This window comes from Brevundimonas sp. UYEF29 (assembly GCF_040546195.1).
Classification (GTDB): Bacteria; Pseudomonadota; Alphaproteobacteria; order Caulobacterales; family Caulobacteraceae; genus Brevundimonas; species Brevundimonas huaxiensis.
The window spans coordinates 366,452-383,935 of sequence record NZ_JBEPNH010000003.1 but is presented as its reverse complement, the minus strand read 5'-3'; the positions used below and the strand labels follow the sequence as shown (position 1 = coordinate 383,935).

Here is a 17,484-nt window from a genome sequence, read left to right as displayed (position 1 = left end):
GCGGCGCAGACCCCATGTGCGATCCTTTCGCGGGAGCGTTCCAGGAGCGGACCGCAGACGGGCCTGCGAAACGAGGACGCGGACTAGGGCGCCGGCTTCACTGTCGTCAACCTTGGCGCTCGAGTCGCGCCTGGACGCTCCGCTCGGCGACATCGCCGGGCAGGACATAGCCGTTGAACAGGGCGAGCAGCGGAGCGACGAGCTTGGCCGCGAACGGGGCGACGGCATTCGACGCCGTCTCCAGAGGAAGCGTCGTGAAGCTCTCCACCGCGTCGTCACGTGCGCGGTTCTCACCGAAGATCATAGGCGATCCGGTGAAGGATATGAGGTTCCGGCCCTGCACTCCGGTCCACCGGCACCGTACACCCAAGGTTGTCGTGCTGGGGTCCCACCCGAGGGCCGTCATATAGATCAGAGCGGCGGCCAGGCTTTCTCCCACGCCTTGGATCGTCAGGCGCGGCTCCATGGTTGCCTGGGTCTTCGCCTTGCGCTGTCGAGCGCTCGCGTCCGTGTCGAGCAGACGGTTCTGGTAGAAGACGCCAGCTGGCTCGAATCGCATGAAGTCAAGAATGTCGAACCAGCTGTCCACGATGACACGGCATTCCAGGCCGCCGTCCTCGAAGACCGGACGCTGATCGAGGGTGCCATCGTACCACAAGGCCATGCCGCCGAAGTTCGGGTCGCTGCCTGCGAGTGCGCGTCTGTCGGTCTGATCGGCCGGTCTGGCCGTCTGGGGAGGATCGGCGACGACCGCGATCTCGAACCGACCCCAGTCAAGTCCGGCGGCAGGGACCGGCTCCTGCGCCATAGCCTTTTCGTAGCGCTTCCGGCCGCGGGCCATGGCCTTGACGGTGATTTCAGCCAGGTCGTCTGCCCGGGGCGCGGACGGAAGTAGCGCCGTCAGGGCTCCCAGGTCCGAGGAGGCGAGATGCCGCCTGATGAAGCCCGCGATGTCGGCTTCGCGGTTGTCGAAGCAGATTTGCATCAGGACCGGCCAGTCCGCAGCGCAGGCCGGGGCGGTGCTGACGACGCCGCTGCCGTGAAGGGTGCGGACGTAGACGGTGTCCTTGGGAGCAGTGCCAATGGCTTTCTTTAGAACGGCGGGCGTTCTGACCCCGGTCGGAATGATAAGGACTGGGTGGTCGATCTCGCCGTTGCGGACGAACCGGACCTCGACCGGAATGGCGGGGGTGAGATGTCGGGAAACAAGGCCCTGGATCACGTCGTCGTTGAACAGGCTGCGCGGATCACTGGGCGGGCTGTCAGCCGGCTGGCGGGTCTTGTCGTCAATCCCGATCACTAGGTAGCCGCCGCCGTGATTGTAGAGGGCGGCGACGGCGCAGATGATTTTCTGCTTTCCTGCCTCAGCCGTCGGGTCGATCCAGCGCTTAAGTTCCAGCGACAGCGATTCCGTCGGTTCCGCTATCAGCCGGGACAGGTCATCGATTCGCGTCGGGGTCATCTCGACAATCCTGAGCGGAGTGTGGTGGCAGTCCGACCATCACGCGAGGTCGTTCGGCTGGTCTCCAATCGCCGGGTCAATCGCGTCGCCTTCTTCGATTCCGGCACCGGCGCGAACCCGGATCCGGTCCGCCACGAATGCATAGGCGTCGGTGAAGCTCACGCCGTCGTGCCGCAACTGAACCGGCCCGAGCGCGATCTGAGCGCGGATCGCGTCTCTGAGCGCCGGTGTGACGACGAACTGGGTCGGCTCAATCCAGCCGAAAATTTCCGGCACGACTACAGAGTCGCCCCGAAGCTCTATCGTCTCATTGCGCTTCACGCCGATGAAGCAGTCATGCTTGTAGGGGAGGCCCTCGGCGAGACTATCGAAACTGAGGATTTTAAAGTCATCTCGCTCCTCCGCCGCGATGATGGCCCGGCGAAGGTCGTTGTCGCCATATTCTCCGCGCCGGCCGTGGACGAGAACAAACTTCGGACGGACCGGATTTCGTCGCATGACGAGGGGCAGATGGAGGGGAGCGACGGTTGTCGCCATGAAGGCGGCCACGTTTTCCGGCGATGATAACCAGGCGCGCCAGCGGTTGATCTGCTGCAGTCCGGCCTGGAAATCCGGATGCAGGGCGTTGGAGTTGTCGCGGAAGAACCGGCTTCCCGGCTTTTCGATTTCGACGAAGACGATGTTCCAGTCGTCCGAACTCTTCGACATGTAGAAGAAATCGCACGCGTACTCGGCTCGAACCGGAGTTTGCGCAGCACAGTTCCGAAATGGAGCCCGTGGTTCTGAATGAACTCTCGGGGGATCAATCGGGTGTGGCGCTCCAGAAAGGCTTGATAGACCTGCTCGCGTTCTTGAGCGTCGAGGAGCGCGAGATACTCCTCCTTCAGCCCCGGTTGTGGAACACTGGTTTGGCTATCGGTCATGACGGCGGCATAGCGGCTGTGTCTCGTCGCCGCCATAGGCAAGGTTGCGACCGGTCCTTCAGGCTTGGGCGTCCCGCTCAAGGGCGGCCGCCAGTGCCGCCTCGTAGTCCCCGATCTCGTAGCGGTCGAAGCTGTCTTCCTGGTCGAACAGGTCTGCGAGCCGCATCCTGTAGAACCTGTCCCCGCGCCCATGGTCCCCACGGAGAAGGGCCGCAATGAACCATGACCGGAAGGATTGCGCCTCGCCCGCTTCTTCGGGAAGCGCGCGCAGGGTGCGGAGTGCAACGCGGTGCAGCAGGCCGGCAACCTCCGGGTCTATTCGGGTCGAGGTGACAACGAGCTGCAACACTTCGACCAGCGCAAGGGCGGCAGTGGGGGGAATCTCGCCGGGCTCGAACTTCGTCGGGAGGCTGCGCGTCCGGGAGTCGGCAGGGAGGTGATCGAAGAGGGCCACCCATCCCGAAAGGAAGTTGACGATTTCATAGAGGAGTCGCGCACCGCGGGTCGGAAACTCCCTATCTCGATCCACGTCGTCAGAGTCGTAACCGGCCTCTAGACTACGGGCGAAAAGCGGGAGGTAGAGGAGCCACATGTGGTAGCCCACGTCCTGACGCGCCGCCGAGGTCACCATCAGGTCGAAGAAGAATAGCCCCATCCACGTCGGATCCTGCATCTTCTCGCCGTCGAAGTCAGAGCCGGGTTCGTTCAGCCAGGCAGGATAGTCGGGGCGTTCGTCTCCCTTCAGCAGGCGGTTCACATAGTCCCCCACGGGCTTCCAGACCGAAAGCCGTTCCGCCACGCGCGCGTCCGAGAAGAAGAAATACAGGAGCCGGTTTCTCGCCTCCAGCCGGTAGCCAATCAGACCGTCCGAGGCGTCGTTGGTGGAGAGTTCGTGGTAGAGAGCGCTAGACGGGTCGGCGATCATCCGCGTCAGGACCCGCGAGGTGAACTCGGTGTCGCCGAACACCGGCTCCACGACCAGACAGGCGGCGAAGTGCGGACGCCGCTCAACGACATGGTCGAGCACCCGGGGCGACGTCAGCAGGAGTCGCATCAGATCCTCGGCGGACTGTTCTGCGCGCCGGTCGGCGGGAACGAGGGCCGCCAGGGCCCGGACGGGCGTCGCGGCCCACCGGGGCCAGGTCTCGCCCAGGAACCGGCGTCGACCGTGCCGACCTGGCCGACGTACGAAGGCCTCGAACGACCCCGGCCTGGGCGGACCGAACTGCTCAAGCCAGCGGCGAAGACGCTGACGGCGGGTCGCGCGGCGGCTCGCTCGGGCGACAAGCGCGATGTTGGGCTCGAGCAGCTTGAAGGCGTCGCCGTACTGCTCGTCGTCGATCAAGGCTGTGGCGAGGCGGACGAAGGCCGGCAGCGTCCCAAGCGAAGGCCGGGTCCTCTGATGGATGATCACGGACGCGACGAGCCAGGCGAACGCCAGGAGGAAGGCGAACTTTCGGGCCGGCCCCGGGTCATCGCCGCCCAGAACCAAGGGGCCGCACAGGCCTTCGAGGCCGGGTAGGCAGGCTGGCGGGCGCCAGTCGAACAGCTCGAAGCCGAGGATCAGGCCGCAGGCCGGAAGAGCGAGCAAGACCTGGGCGCGCCACGACAGGGTCGCCCGCATGCGCTGCACCGGAGAAAGTACGGCGTAGACGGCCGCGAGCAGCGCAAGGACGGTAAGGAAACCGTCGAGCGTCACGAGGCTGCGCCCTCTGCGGCGCGGCGGCGGCCTCGGAAGCTTTCGCTCTGCTGAAGCGAGGCGGCGCGCCGGTCTCCCGCATCGACGAGAACATCGAGGATTCGCAACAGCTTGTCCTGGGTCTCAGGCGCAGGCGCTTCGTCCCTGTCGATGATGAACTGGATCAGGGAGCCGATACGAGGGTGCAGACCGGCCGCACTCAACGGGTTGCGCGGGGACTCGCGAGCGAACGCCTCGGTCAACTGGTCGGCGAACAGATCGATCGGGTAGGTGGTGCGGGCCGCTTCGACGAACCGCAGCCAGATTGCGACGAAGCCGGGAAGCTCAGCCAGGCCGTCGAACAAAGTCGTCGATACTGGCAGGACCATGGGCAGGTCGCGCCAGTCGCCATTGGCGAACCTGCGGCTGGCTGGCGCGTCAGTGACCCCGATGCACAGCAGATCCTGGATCAGGAGGTGGGCCTCGTCCGGCAGATCCCCGCGTCGGGTCTTCGTCAAACCGGCCAGCCGCGTCGCGACCGCGGACATGATCTCGATGGCGCGGGGGTCTAGGGTCTTGGCGTCGCAGACCCGGTTCCCTACGACGACGCTGACGAACGGCATCATCAACGCGCAGAAGGGCGCGTCGTTGAGGGCCGCCGCCGGCGCGACGATGTCGCCGACCGGGTCGATGTCGGGATCGCCGGCCGCGACGCGGGCCATCCAGTTCATGACGTCGAATCGCCACCGGTGCAGTCGCGAGGCATCCCGATCGCCGCGGGACAGGGTCCGTAGCTTCGCGACCGTCCAGGCGAGCAGATTCAGGGCCACGGGGCGAAGGATCGCCGCGCCCTCCGGCGTCCGGCCCAGGATCAACAGCGGCGGCAGGTGCGCCGACAGGAAGCCGGTGTCGAGCATCGTCTCCGAGGTAAGGGCTTCCTCGCCCTCGTCTCCCCAATCTTCATCTTCGGCGTCCTCAGACGCCAGCGGGATCGGAAGAACGGGGAGGGTCGGCTCCGCGTCCTCGAAGGCTACGGCGAACGCGTGCACGGTCGCGGCCTGGAGCGCCTGCTGACGGACGGCTCGCGCACCGTCGCGGTCGCCCCAATAGCGACGAGAAAGATCGGAGCGGATGGAGAGGGAGAGCGCCAGGCAGAGGGCGGCTTTGGCGAGCGCGGGATGGTGGTCGCCAAGGGCGTAAATCTCGCCGGCAGCGCTCGCCGATGCCTCGATCAGGGGATGGGTGACCAGGCCCAGCAAGTCGCGCAGGGCAGCCGGTTGATCCAGGTCCCTGCGGATCATCCCCGCCAGCGCGGCGGGCACATAGTTCAGCGGATGGAAAGAGAGGGTCGTCTCGGGAACTGTCATGCCGTCGTTTGGAAGCGGCGTGGCCGCCGCCCGGAACGTCACATCGGCGGCCCAGGCAAGAACCTCCGCCGCCTCGAAAGCGTCATCGGCCAGGACGGCGGCGGCGACGCCGGCCACCCCCGCGCGGCGGATCTCCTCCAGCGAGCCCGTTTCCCAACGGACCTCGAACAGGTCAGGGGCGTCCAGGGCGCGCGCCTCAGAGATGGCCTCGTCCAGCGTCATGTCCGGGCCGGCGGGGCGGACGCCCATGCGATCGGCCGCCCAGGTCTCAAGCCGCATCCACCGGAACATGGATCCCCGGGCCGCCTCCTGCTCAATGACGGTCTCGTCTTCGATGGGCGGCGGCTCGAACGCAATCTCGATCCCGTCCTCCGCCTCGCGCATCCTGTAGTGTGCGGGATCGCCCATCCTCGCCCAGATTTCCGCAGTGCGACGGCGATCGTCCATGAGGGCGTCGTCCTGGCGTTCCTCTTCCAGATCGAGTCCACCCTCCGCCGAGAAGGTGCTTGCGGCGGCGAGGAAGGGCCGGCGCAGGGTGTCATCGGACGACAGGGCGAACAGGATCGCGATCTGCCGGATGTCGGTCTTGCGGCAGGGTCGCTGGTTTGCCCGCTGGAGGGCTATCGCGGCTGGCGTCCCCGGCCGGGAACCCAGGATGTTGAACGAGCTGTCATGGTCGATCTTCACGAGCCGCCGCACATCCCAGTTCCAGAGCCGCTGGCTGCTGATCAGGGGCAGGGTCGTGGCCGAGGCCCGGTTCGTCGTGACCGCCAGCGCAGCCGCGATTCCGAGGAAGGCGTTATGGCGCGTCCCCTTAAGGACGTCGGACAGGATCTCGTCGACGTCGCGCCCGCCTTCCTGCTCCCGGAACGCCCAGTCCTCGAGGGCCATCAGCGCGGCCTCGAGCATCGGCGGCGCGAAGGCAGCCCGGAAGGCGACGTATTCTCGCTCGCCGCCCCAGAAGGTCTCCAAGCCCCAGGGGAACGCGAGAACGAGGGGGACGGGCGTGCCCCCGTCCTCGGGATCCAGGTCATGCAGTTCGAGCCAGGACGAAACGGCGTGATCGGCGATCGACTTGACCAGGCGGAGCGCCTCGCCCGGGGCATGTCTGAAGAGAGCATTGAAGGGCTCGGTCTGGGGCGAGGGCGGGTAGAACAGGTCTGCCCGCCGATCGAGCGACAGCTTGTCCCAGTCGTGGTGATCGACCATCCCGCCGAGGAACGAGGGCATCAGCAGGCTCCTCTCGCGCGAACCCGCCGGATGCTTCAAGGCTTCGTCCCGGCGCTGGCGGTCGCTTTCCAGCTCCAGTCGCAGTTTCTCCTTGGGCAGGGTCTCCAGCATTTCCGCGAGGAAGGCGTCGACGAGCAGGGCTGGCGCGGCCTTTGCCACCCAGGCGGCCGATTCCATGACGGACCGCCAGACATGGCGGCCGCCCCGGCGCGAGCCATCCAGCGCTCGGAGATAGCGGATCGTGGGATCGGGATAAGCCAGCGCGGCCCTGAAGATCTGGGTCCGGAGCCGATCGGCGAACTGGTCCTGCGCGTTGTGATCCATGCCGCCGAACCGTCCCGGCAAGGTGCGCGGCTCTGTCGGATTCTGGTGGGCCTCCAGCGCAAGGAGCCAATGCTCCTCAAGCGCCACAAGGCCTTCGGTGGTCGTGTTTGGAATCCTGGTAAGGGCTGACTGCCAGATCTCCGCGAGGGTAAGGACGGTTGGCCAGAGGGACACCGGAACCTGGCCCTGTTGCGCCAGCAGCCAGTCGAGCAACCGTCTCCACGCCCGATAGTCTGCGGGCTCGGCCATCATGTCGGCCAGGCGGATCCGGTCGGTCGAGGACAGGGCGTCGTAGGGCGGCAGTCCGTCGAGCCCCTTGCCGGGGCGGGTCCTCACCGCCTGGAACCACGTCAGCAGTTGTCGCAATCGGCTGGAATCGCCCAGAACGAAAAATGCTGCGGTGAAGGTCGAGGCTCTCTCCTCGAAGCGCGGCGATGACAGCGGCGCCATCATCCATGAGCGGCGCCATTGCGATCGGCTATGCGCGGCTTCCAGCCGATCGAGCTGGGCGGCCCAAGCCCGGTCGGCGTCGAAGCGGAGCTGCGAGAGCAGTTCGACCGGTCGTCCGAGCGCGGGTGGCTCGCCCGCCTCGACGACCGCCTGGAGCCAGTCGGCGCCCGCGCTGACGAGGCGATGGGTGAACGCCCATTCGAAGAAGATGTCGTGCCGGAAGGAGACGGTGTGGCCTGGCTCGGCATCCTTGAGAATATCGTCCGCCTTCAGGCTTTCGATGGCGTCATGGTCAAGCCCCCGGACCGGGGCGTCGCGACCGAGATTCGCGGCGCTGGCCGAGGCCAGGGCCAGCAGGACCTCCTGGCGGCGCGCGCGGACGGCGCCCTCCGCATCATAGCCGCCTCCACGCCACCAGGCAGACAGCAGTTCGGCTTCGCTGGACGGGATCGGGTCTCCGCCGTCCCCGATGGCAGTGGCCAGCACGTCCAGGAAGAAGGGCCGTCGCGAAATCTCCTGCACGGCGGGGGCGCCGAAGAGGAGCGGGGCAAGGCCCGGCCTGACCTCCGACAGATCGGTCGCTTCCTGATCGGTCAGGGGCGTCACCTCGACGCGGCTTGTTGCCAGAGCCCCGAGGGCGGTCGCCCATCGGCCGACGTCGCTCCAGGCGCCATCGCGCAGGGTCACCAGCACCCGCCAGGTCCTGAGCGTCGGCTCCGTCAAGACGGCGTCGAGCACCTCCTGGACGATCTGCCGATCTTCGCGACGCACGCGGTCGATGGCGTCGATCACCAGAACGCAGTCGCCTGCCGCGGCGATCTCCCGGAGGATCGGTCTGGGATCGACGCCCGTGAGACCCAGGGCCCGCGCATACGCCGGCCACCCTCCGGGGCTGAGACGGTCGGCCCGCAGGGCGAGGACTGAGCCGCGGTCCGCCGCCATTGTCGCGTAGCGCGCGAGCAGGGCGGACTTGCCCGAGCCCGGGGCGCCGACGATCTGGACCACGCGATCGGCTTGCAAACGGCGATTGATCTCGTCGACGAGATCGTCGCGATCGAGGGTGACGCCGTCGACCGTCCGGCGAATGGTCGAGAGGGCGAGCCGGGCTTCCGCGCGGACATGGTCGAGCTCTGCCGCCCAGAACCGGCCGGGCGTGAATCGGTCCCCGCGGCCGACCCTTTCGACGAGGTTGCTCCGGACGAAGCTTCCGGCCTCACCCGCGGCCTCGCGCGCGATCACCCGCAGCCCGGTCCAGACGTCGCCGCCGTCGCCGACGGCATCGGTTCTCAGGACGCCCCGAATGCGGTCCAGCACTAGGTCCGCGTCGGCCGCGCCCTCGCCCAGGAGTTCGAATCTCATGACCACGAGGTGTCGGAAGACCTGGAACACCTCCTCGTCCCCCGCAGGGGCGCCCGACGCCCTGGCGAGGGCGGATCGGATCGCGGCGACCAGCGCCCGCTTGGTCTCGGCGGCGAAACCGGGTTTGGCGACCCGGACGTGGAAATCGCGCGCGGTCGCGCTGTCCCGCGCCCAGTCGCAGAGCGTGCGGATGTGGCGGTAGGCGCCCAGATCGACCTCGTCTGTCGCGATCCCGACCCGGTCGCGTCCGTGGCGAAAGCTCGCCTTCGCGATCGTTTCAAGGATACGCGCCACGACGTCCTGAAAGACGGCGTTGGACTCCCGGTCGGCGAAGATGAAGCTTCGCTTGACCTGAATGCTCAGGGTCGAGCCCTCGCCCCCGTCCTCGCTCTCGACGATGACGTCGTCGAGCGGCTCGCCCAAGGCGCCACGCTGGACACGAACCTCCTTGACCGTAGCGGCTCCAGTTCCACGCGCGGTGTGCTCCCCGAGAAGGGAAGCGAGATAGTAGGCGACGACGGTGTCTTCGAAGGTGAAGCCGGCGCCGCCGGTGAGTTCAGGACTGGCAGGCATGGGGGGCGAGACTCAGATGAAGGCTCGACAAGCTAGGGCTGTGCGGTGCCCGGAGCCATAACCGCTGCGAGGGTTGCGCGGCGATTTCAGTGGGCAATCGCCGGTCTTTGTCGAGACCCTGGTCCTGGAAGCTTGCCACAGTCTGAAACGGCGGGGACGCGCATCGCCGTCAACATGCAAACGACCCTCCGGCCGTCTTGATTCGCCGGAGATGCGAGCCCTTCGGCGAGAGCCCCCGAAACCGGCTGAAATCCCCGGCAGCCCAGTGAAAACGACTAGGCTGAGAAGTTTTTCACGTAACGCGGTTTGCTACCCATGTGCTACCCGGAAAGCAAAAGGGGTTAGCAGTTTCCTGCTAACCCCTTGAAAAATTGGTGGAGCTTAGCGGAGTCGAACCGCTGACCTCTTGCATGCCATGCAAGCGCTCTACCAGCTGAGCTAAAGCCCCGGACCTGTCGGTCTGGATCGCCCGGTTCATCTTGCGATGGCCCCCGGCGAGGCGGCGGAAACTAGGTCAGGCTTTTTCTGCGATCAAGCCCGTTTCGAGATTTATTTTCACCGCGTTCCCAAGGGTGAAAATACGCAGGTTTTTCAAACCGGAAGGATTGAAAGGCCTGCTGTCCCGCCGCGTCTCCCTAACGGGAAATGCGGCGGGTGCAACAAGTTTCTGAGCCTATCCACAGGCCTCGATTAGGTCGGGCCTCAAGTCGCGCGAAGCGCGATAGGCCCAAAAAAGATCAGTCGTCGTCGCGCGACGGCTTGGCGATCTCGTCGTCGATCGAGTCGTCGTCTTCGTCTTCGATGAACGGCACGGAGTCGTCATCGTCGTCAGCCAGCAGATCGTCGTCGCCGTCGGTCGAGCCCATGCCGGCTTCTTCCGAGGCGTCGGCCGGGGAGTCTTCGTCCTCGTCGTCCGGCGTCAGGATCGGCTCGTGGCCTTCCTCGTCGATTTCCGGCGTCTTGACGTCGTCTTCCTCATCCTCGTCGCCGTCGACCTTCTTGTCCGTGACCTGATCGTCCGTGTCCTCATCGTCGGACGGATAACCGGGACGGGCGCGGCGGCTGCGCAGCTTCATCGCCTCTTCGGGATCGAAGTCGGTTCCGCATTTGGGGCAGTGCGCGGGGCGACGGTTCAGGTCGTAAAACTTCGCCTGGCAGTTGGGGCAGACCTGTTTGGCGCCCAGTTCGGGATTGGCCACGTTTGGATGCTTTCAACGGGTTGAATTCGGGGCGGTCCCTTGCCACCCCTTTGACCCGCTGTCAAAAGCTGTCTTTCGCGCCGCCCGCGCGGCCCTTCGCACAATACAGCCTGAAGCGGGTGATCATGCCGTCCCAACTGACTTCGCGCCGCACATCCGCCCTGACCGGAAAGGTCCGCGCGCCGGGCGACAAGTCGATGTCGCACCGGTCGATGATCCTGGGTGGAATGGCGTCCGGCGTGACCGAGGTCGAGGGTCTCCTTGAGGGCGACGACGTCCTGGCCACCGCCCGCGCGGTCGAGGCCTTCGGCGCCAAGGTCGAGCGGCTCGGTGATGGGACATGGCGGATCGAGGGGGCGGGCGGCTTTAAGACGCCTTTGTCGGTGATCGACTGCGGCAACGCCGGAACCGGGGTGCGCCTGCTGATGGGGGCGGCGGCGGGCTATCCGCTGACGGCGAGCTTCGACGGCGACGGCTCGCTGAGAAAGCGGCCGATGAAGCGGGTCACGGGACCGCTGGCCGACATGGGCGCGGCGTTCGATTGGAAGGCGGCAGAGGATCGGCTTCCGGTGGCCCTGACCGGCGGCGCGCTGAAGGCCATCGACTATGTGCAGACGGTGGCCTCGGCCCAGGTGAAGTCGGCCATCCTGCTGGCGGGGCTGAACGCCGAGGGCGTCACCTCGGTGGTCGAGCCGGAAAAGAGCCGGGACCACACCGAGCGGATGCTGCGGGCCTTCGGCGCCGAGGTGGACGTCGAGGAGAGGGGCGAGGGCTGGAAGGTGACGTTGAAGGGCGGTCAGGCCTTGACCGGGACGGTCGTCGCCGTGCCGGGCGATCCGTCCTCGGCGGCGTTTCCCCTGGCGGCGGGGCTGATCGTTCCGGGATCTGAGGTCACGGTCGAGGGGGTGATGCTGAACCCGCTTCGCACCGGCCTGTTCGACACTTGGATCGAGATGGGCGCCGACCTGACCATCACCAACCGGCGTGAGGCCGGGGGCGAAGAGGTCGGCGACATCACCGCCCGCCATTCGTCCTTGAAGGGCGTGGTCGTGCCTGAGGATCGGGCCGCCTCGATGATCGACGAATATCCGATCCTGGCGGCGACGGCGGCCTTTGCGAACGGCGTCACCGTCATGCGCGGCGTGGGCGAGATGCGGGTCAAGGAAAGCGACCGGATCTCGCTGATGGTCGAGGGGCTGCGCGCCTGCGGCGTTCAGGTCGAGGAGGAGCCGGAAGGCTTCATCGTCACCGGCGCCGGCCAGGGCAGGTCGGTGCGCGGCGGCGGCCTGGTCCACACCGCCCACGACCACCGCATCGCCATGAGCCATCTGGTCCTGGGCCTGACCGCCGAACAGCCGGTCTCGGTCGACGAGCCCGGCATGATCGCAACCAGCTTCCCCGGCTTCGTCGAGATGATCAACGGGCTGGGCGGGCGGATCGCGTGAAGTCCGCGCGCGACGTCCTCGGTCGAGGCATCGCGGTCCTCGGTCTTCTGACCTGTCTGGGCGGAGCTGGCTGGACGGCTTGGATCGTCTGGCAAGGGGTGACGACAGGCCGGGTCTCGGGCAAGCATGGCGCCGTGCATCTGAGGGCCGAGGGCGACGCCTTCTTCTATTCGACTGTGGCGCTGAACGGCGTCGCCTGTCTGGTGTGGCTGGGTCTGGCGGCCTCAGCGGTCGTGGTGCTGGCGCGTTGGAAGGCATGGTCGTGAACCGGCCGGGGCCGTCGGGCTGGATCAAGCCGATCCTGACGCTGGCGATCGCGATTCTGATCGGCTGGTTCTGCGTGATCGGCGCCCGAGAGATCGTCCAAAGCCTGGATGCCGGGGTGCTGAACAACCGAAAGGAACCGGACGTGCTGTTGGCCGACCGACCCCTGCTGTTCTGGAGCGTCTTCGGCTTCTATGTGGCGTCGGTCGTGACGGGTGTGGGGCTTGCAGTTTTGCTGGCTGGCCTTGCAATTCGTGACTTGGTCGGACGCCGGGACTGAGGGCTTCGGCTGGATTGGTCGGGCGATCCTCGCTATCAGGTTCCGCCTCCCGTGCGTTTGGGATCGAGATTGAAATGCGCCACGCGCTGCGGAGACCTGCTTGACCCTGATCATCGCCGTCGACGGACCGGCCGCCTCTGGCAAGGGGACCATCGCCGCGCGCCTGGCCCACACCTATGGCCTGCCGCATCTGGATACGGGGCTGCTGTATCGGGCCGTGGGCGCAAAGGTGCTGGCGGACGGCGGATCTCTGGATGACGAGGCTGCGGCCACGCAGGCGGCGCGAGGGCTGGATGCGGCGGGCCTGTCGGACGATCCGCGCCTGACGACGGGCGAGGCGGGCGAGGCCGCCAGCCGTGTCGCCAGCTTCGCCGGCGTGCGGGCGGCTCTGCTGGAACTGCAGCAGGCGTTCGCGGCCCAGGCGGGCGGCGCGGTTCTCGACGGACGCGACATCGGCACGGTGATTGCGCCGAACGCTCAGGCCAAATTGTTTGTCACCGCGACGCCCGAAGTGCGGGCCACGCGCCGCTGGAAGCAGCTGACGGCGCGCGGATCGGACATCGCCTTCGACGCCATGCTGGCCGACATTCAGCGCCGCGACGAGCGCGACGCCGGGCGCGGGGCGGCCCCGATGGTCCAGGCCGACGACGCGGTCTTGCTGGATACGACCGATCTGGGTATAGAGGCCGCCTTCGATGCGGCCCGCCGTATCGTCGAGGCGGCGCGCGCGAAACACGGTCTCTGACCTATCTCGCAAATCCAACGCTCCCACCCTCGGCCTCCGCGGGCGTTTTGATCGTTCTGAACGGTCTCGCATCCCGACGACCTGATTCCATCTTTTCCCATCGCCCCGCGCGCCGCCTTTCGCTGCGTCAGGGGTCCACCTCGCGCGAGATCGTCCCTCGGTCACGCGCCACAGCCCCACTGGAAACACCAGAGCTTCATGTCTGATACTCTCAACCCCACGCGCGACGACTTCTCGGCGCTGCTCGACGAACAACTGTCGGGTCGCGACTTCGGCGAAGGCCAGGTCGTCCACGGCCGCGTCGTCGGCATCGAAAAAGACATCGTCATCATCGACGTTGGTCTGAAGACCGAAGGCCGCATCGCCATGCGCGAATTCGGCCAAGGCGACGACGGCGCCCTGCCCAAGGTCGGCGACAACGTCGAGGTTTATCTGGAGCGCGTCGAGAACGCCTTGGGCGAAGCCGTCATCAGCCGCGACAAGGCCCGTCGCGAAGAAGCCTGGACCCGTCTGGAAGTCGTGTTCGCCGAAGGCCAGCCGGTCAACGGCGCCATCGTCGGTCGCGTCAAAGGCGGCTTCACCGTCGATCTGGGTGGCGCCTCGGCCTTCCTGCCCGGTTCGCAAGTCGACATCCGCCCGGTCCGCGACGTCGGCCCGCTGATGGGCAAGGAACAACCCTTCGCCATCCTGAAGATGGACCGTCCGCGCGGCAACATCGTCGTGTCGCGTCGCGCCATCCTGGAAGAAGCCCGCGCCGAACAACGCACGGAACTGGTCGGTCAGCTGGCCGAGGGTGAAGTCCGCGAAGGCGTCGTCAAGAACATCACCGACTACGGCGCGTTCGTCGACCTGGGCGGCATCGACGGCCTGCTGCACGTCACCGACATGTCGTGGAAGCGCGTTTCGCACCCGTCGCAGGTTCTGGCCGTCGGCGACACCGTCAAGGTCCAGATCGTCAAGATCAACCCGGACACCCAGCGTATCTCGCTGGGCATGAAGCAACTGCAGTCGGACCCCTGGGACGGCGTGGAAGCCAAGTATCCGGTCGGCGCCAAGTACACGGGCCGCATCACCAATATCACCGACTACGGCGCCTTCGTGGAGCTGGAAGCCGGTGTCGAGGGCCTGGTGCACGTCTCGGAAATGTCCTGGACCAAGAAGAACGTCCACCCCGGCAAGATCGTCTCGACCTCGCAGGAAGTCGACGTCGTGGTTCTGGATGTCGACGCCTCCAAGCGCCGCATCTCGCTGGGCCTGAAGCAGGCTCAGGACAATCCGTGGGACGCCTTCGTCGCCAACAACCCGATCGGTTCGACCGTCGAGGGCGAAGTCAAGAACGCCACCGAGTTCGGCCTGTTCATCGGCCTGGACAACGACATCGACGGCATGGTGCACCTGTCCGACCTCGACTGGTCGGTGTCGGGTGAAGAAGCCATCCAGCGCTACCGCAAGGGCGAGATGGTCAAGGCCAAGGTCCTGGACGTCGACGTCGAGAAGGAACGCGTCTCGCTGGGCATCAAGCAGCTGGGCGGCGATCCGATCGGCGAGGGCGACACCTATCGTCGCGGCCAGCAGATCACCGTCACCGTGACGGCGATCGAGTCGGGCGGCATCGAGGTCAAGTTCGGTGAAGACGACGCGCCGGTCACGGCCTTCGTTCGCAAGTCGGACCTGTCGCGCGACCGCAACGAGCAACGTCCGGAACGCTTCGCCGTCGGCGACCGCGTCGACGCCATGATCACCGCCGTGGACAAGGCCTCGCGCCGCGTTTCGGTGTCGATCAAGGCGCTGGAAATGAAGGACGAGCAGGAAGCCATCGAACAGTTCGGATCATCCGATTCGGGCGCTTCGCTGGGCGACATCCTGGGCGCCGCGCTGAAGAACGCCGGCACCAAGGACTAAGCGCTCATTCAAAGAGCGTCAGGCGCTTCGCTCAAGCAGCGGAGCGCTGCGCGTTCTGCGATAGCGACGAAGAATGAGGGCGGCGGGAGCAATCCCGTCGCCCTTTTCTCTGTCTGGCACAATGCTGTGTGCACTTCCGGACATATTTCTTGCGAATGGCGCGCATCATTGTCGGATAAGGGCTTTTTACAAAGCCTGTCGAAGGTTAGGGTGCGGCTCTGGATCGACGGCAGGCGAGACGGCTTGTCTAAACGAGCTGGCGGGGGCGCAGATGATCAAGTCCGAACTGATCGAGAAGCTTGCAGCGGAAAACACCCACTTGACTCACGCCGAGGTGGAACGGCTGGTCAATGTGATCCTCAACACCATGACCTCGGCCCTGTCCGAAGGCGGCAGGGTCGAGCTGCGCGGTTTCGGCGCCCTGTCGGTGCGGTCGCGCCCGGCGCGTGCGGGCCGCAATCCGCGTACCGGCGAAACCGTCGAAGTGCCTGCCAAGGCCGTCCCCTTTTTCAAGAGCGGCAAGGAACTGCGCGAGCGGCTGAACGCCTCGGGCGACGCCTGATCTCACTTTCTCTAGGAAATCTCATGAGCCTGCTGTCGGAGTTTCGCGAGTTCGCGGTCAAGGGCAACGTCGTGGACCTGGCCGTCGGCGTGATCATCGGCGCGGCCTTCAACGGCATCGTCAAAAGCCTGGTCGATCAGGTGGTGATGCCGCCCATCGGCCTGCTGACCGGCGGCATCGATTTCTCGGAACTGGAATGGGTGCTCAGGGCCGAAAACCCGGCGACGGAAGCGATCGAGAAGGTGTCGATCCAGTATGGCGCCTTCCTGAACACTGTGATCCAGTTCCTGATCGTCGCCTGGGTCGTCTTCCTTGTGGTCAAGGGCATCAACGCCCTGCGTCGTCAGGAAGCCGCCAAGCCCGATCCGGCGCCGGCTGCGCCGACGGCGACCGAAGCCCTGCTGGCTGAGATCCGCGACGAGCTGAAGGCCCGCCCGAGGGTCTGATCAGGCCTTGGATGCGCGCCCGCCCAAGGTCGGGCGCGTGATCGCGGCGGCGGCCAAGGTTTTGGGCATCGGCGGCGTGCGCGAACAGATGCCGTAGTCGCCGTCGAAAGGGGTCGGCGCCCAGGCGGCCGCCAGCGCGGGGTCGTCGATGATGGCGTGGCAATGTCCCCAGCCGCCCTCGCGCCGCGCCGTCTTCGCCAGATCGCCCAACAGCGCCAGCAGGCGCGGCGTCACCATCTGCAGCCGCACCTTGGCGGCGCCCAGCGCGCGGGCGTTGTCGATCAGCGTTTGGGTCAGAAGCGGTATCGCTTCGGGCGCCGTCTCCAGCGCAATCAGATCGAGAATGTCCAGATAGGGCGGCTCGATCAGGCTGGTCTTGGTCATCTGCGCCATCGCCATCCCGACGATGCGGTTGTCGCTTACGCAGGCCAGCATGACCGGCGGCAGGGTCAGGTCGGGGTCCGCCAACCGCCAGCGCAGGATTTCCGGACTGCGGTCCGCCAGCAGACGCTCTTCTTGCGACAGCCGGTGCCAGAAGTCCGCATAGGGTGAGGCGTCCGACAAATCGCGCAGCACCGTCACCCCAGCCGGCAGCACCATCGGCGTCTGGCGAAACACGCGCCCGTTCATCAGCCGTTCGCCCAGACGCGCGGCGGTCTCGGCGGAGGTGCGGCCCAGCAGAAGGCGCAGACCCCGACCCTGGCCGCAGGCCAGACGGTCGGTGATCCAAGACAGCTTCAGCCCGTGCGTGTCGGCCGGCCAAGGCTTCATGTCGAACAGGCCATACAGCGGCGCCGAGCGCGCATTGGCGTTGAAGGTGTAGCGGGCGAACAGGCCTCGCTGTTTCAGAAACGTGCGGATTAGCGGCCGGCTGGCGCCCTTCTGGCTGGGCGGCACGATGATCGAAAAACCGGTGGCGCCGAAGTGGTCCTGGGCGCCTTGGCGAAATCGCTGGATGAAGTTGCCCAGCATGGCGACGGCGTTGTCATCCGCGTCGGCCACGACCCATCCCGCGGGCGCGCCCAGCGCCAACCGCGCCGGATTGGCCTCCAGCCAGCGCCATCCGGCCGGCGACCGCTCGGGCCAGCCGACCTGACGATGCAGCCGGTTCAGCGCCTCATGGTCGAGAGCGGCAATCGGTCTGACAGACATCTGGCGCGCCTTCCCATTATGAAACCGTGTGCGTTTCTGACGAACGCACCAGCAGGATATGCGCCACCAGGCATTACCCAGGGTTGTTTTTCGCCTTTCTCGCGCGTCGTCCGACTGCCCCCG

At 66.4% G+C, this 17,484-nt stretch carries 14 protein-coding genes and 1 tRNA gene; 8 read left to right on the top strand and 7 right to left on the bottom strand.

The window, feature by feature from the left end:
- Positions 1-106 precede the first annotated feature (106 nt).
- The 4 genes from ABIB58_RS07430 to ABIB58_RS07415 all read right to left on the bottom strand — a co-directional run bounded on the left by ABIB58_RS07430 (position 107) and on the right by ABIB58_RS07415 (position 8,673).
- Positions 107-1,462 carry an AlbA family DNA-binding domain-containing protein gene (locus ABIB58_RS07430; protein ID WP_354040033.1) on the bottom strand — a complete coding sequence of 452 codons (1,356 nt, stop codon included), beginning with the start codon at positions 1,460-1,462 and terminating at the stop codon, positions 107-109.
- A gap of 39 nt (positions 1,463-1,501) precedes the next feature.
- Complete coding sequence (locus ABIB58_RS07425) at positions 1,502-2,269, bottom strand: Shedu anti-phage system protein SduA domain-containing protein (protein WP_354040148.1); 768 nt, start codon at positions 2,267-2,269, stop codon at positions 1,502-1,504.
- A gap of 174 nt (positions 2,270-2,443) precedes the next feature.
- The gene (locus tag ABIB58_RS07420; RefSeq protein ID WP_354040031.1) at positions 2,444-4,084 is read right to left on the bottom strand and encodes a hypothetical protein; all 1,641 of its coding nucleotides are present in this window, start codon (positions 4,082-4,084) and stop codon (positions 2,444-2,446) included.
- Positions 4,081-8,673 (bottom strand): NACHT domain-containing protein, encoded by a 4,593-nt coding sequence (locus ABIB58_RS07415; RefSeq protein WP_354040029.1) that lies wholly within the window; start codon positions 8,671-8,673, stop codon positions 4,081-4,083. Before ABIB58_RS07415 ends, ABIB58_RS07420 begins: the two co-directional genes overlap by 4 nt.
- Positions 8,674-8,802: 129 nt before the next feature.
- Between ABIB58_RS07415 and ABIB58_RS07410 the strand changes: the two genes are divergently transcribed.
- Entirely contained in the window at positions 8,803-9,402 is a 600-nt protein-coding gene (locus ABIB58_RS07410; RefSeq protein ID WP_354040027.1) for a hypothetical protein, read from the top strand.
- A 336-nt stretch (positions 9,403-9,738) separates the two neighbouring features.
- On the opposite strand, the gene ABIB58_RS07405 is transcribed toward ABIB58_RS07410, so the two are convergent.
- Positions 9,739-9,814: transfer RNA gene (locus ABIB58_RS07405), tRNA-Ala, on the bottom strand.
- Between the two features lie 289 nt (positions 9,815-10,103).
- Positions 10,104-10,565 (bottom strand): TIGR02300 family protein, encoded by a 462-nt coding sequence (locus ABIB58_RS07400; protein ID WP_017504360.1) that lies wholly within the window; start codon positions 10,563-10,565, stop codon positions 10,104-10,106.
- Between the two features lie 122 nt (positions 10,566-10,687).
- Here ABIB58_RS07400 and aroA point away from each other — a divergent pair, with 122 nt between their 5' ends.
- The 7 genes from aroA to mscL all read left to right on the top strand — a co-directional run bounded on the left by aroA (position 10,688) and on the right by mscL (position 16,209).
- On the top strand, positions 10,688-12,010 hold the full coding sequence (gene aroA, locus ABIB58_RS07395) for a 3-phosphoshikimate 1-carboxyvinyltransferase (protein ID WP_369796228.1): 1,323 nt from the start codon (positions 10,688-10,690) through the stop codon (positions 12,008-12,010).
- Positions 12,007-12,276, top strand: a complete 270-nt coding sequence (locus tag ABIB58_RS07390; protein WP_045809449.1) for a hypothetical protein — start codon at positions 12,007-12,009, stop codon at positions 12,274-12,276. Before aroA ends, ABIB58_RS07390 begins: the two co-directional genes overlap by 4 nt.
- Positions 12,267-12,554: a hypothetical protein gene (locus ABIB58_RS07385; protein WP_045809448.1), complete on the top strand. Its 288-nt coding sequence runs from the start codon at positions 12,267-12,269 to the stop codon at positions 12,552-12,554. Before ABIB58_RS07390 ends, ABIB58_RS07385 begins: the two co-directional genes overlap by 10 nt.
- Before the next feature lie 100 nt (positions 12,555-12,654).
- The gene (gene cmk / locus ABIB58_RS07380; protein WP_045809447.1) at positions 12,655-13,299 is read left to right on the top strand and encodes a (d)CMP kinase; all 645 of its coding nucleotides are present in this window, start codon (positions 12,655-12,657) and stop codon (positions 13,297-13,299) included.
- Between the two features lie 198 nt (positions 13,300-13,497).
- A complete protein-coding gene (gene rpsA / locus ABIB58_RS07375) occupies positions 13,498-15,201 on the top strand; it encodes a 30S ribosomal protein S1 (RefSeq protein WP_017504363.1) in 1,704 nt (567 codons plus the stop codon).
- Positions 15,202-15,472: 271 nt separating this feature from the next.
- Positions 15,473-15,763, top strand: a complete 291-nt coding sequence (locus tag ABIB58_RS07370) for an integration host factor subunit beta (RefSeq protein WP_039244165.1) — start codon at positions 15,473-15,475, stop codon at positions 15,761-15,763.
- 23 nt (positions 15,764-15,786) lie between these two features.
- A complete protein-coding gene (gene mscL / locus ABIB58_RS07365; protein WP_039244166.1) occupies positions 15,787-16,209 on the top strand; it encodes a large-conductance mechanosensitive channel protein MscL in 423 nt (140 codons plus the stop codon).
- Here mscL and ABIB58_RS07360 read toward each other — a convergent pair whose 3' ends face one another.
- Entirely contained in the window at positions 16,210-17,361 is a 1,152-nt protein-coding gene (locus ABIB58_RS07360) for a hypothetical protein (RefSeq protein WP_045809444.1), read from the bottom strand. It abuts the gene before it with no gap.
- Positions 17,362-17,484: the final 123 nt, after the last annotated feature.